The 275-nt window shown below is 52.4% G+C and carries 1 protein-coding gene; it reads left to right on the top strand.

Annotated features, from left to right (window positions below):
* Positions 1-275 (top strand): UPF0236 family transposase-like protein (locus GBH70_RS16535; RefSeq protein WP_172968337.1); only part of this gene is annotated, 275 nt, incomplete at both ends.

Genomic DNA, 275 nt, shown 5'->3' with positions numbered 1-275 from the left:
TATTTCCACACGGGCTCCGAGCCGTTTTGGGAAGGCTTTGAAAGCTTCTTGGAGCAGCACTACGACTATGACGCGACGAAAACGAAGTTGGTCATTAACGGGGATGGAGCCGGTTGGATTTCGGCTTGCCAAGATGACTTCAAGGGCCGGGCGTTTTATCATTTGGATCGGTTCCATGTCGCCCGCGATTTGCATCTAATCATGAAAGATCATCCGCGCTATTCCACGATGAGACGGGCGCTGAACGAGAATGATCCGGAGCGGTTGATCGTGGA

Origin of the sequence: Weizmannia acidilactici (assembly GCF_008974225.1) — a bacterium.
Classification (GTDB): domain Bacteria; phylum Bacillota; class Bacilli; order Bacillales; family Bacillaceae_C; genus Weizmannia; species Weizmannia acidilactici.
Note: the sequence above shows the minus strand (reverse complement) of the source record. Positions and strands in the feature narration are given on the sequence as shown.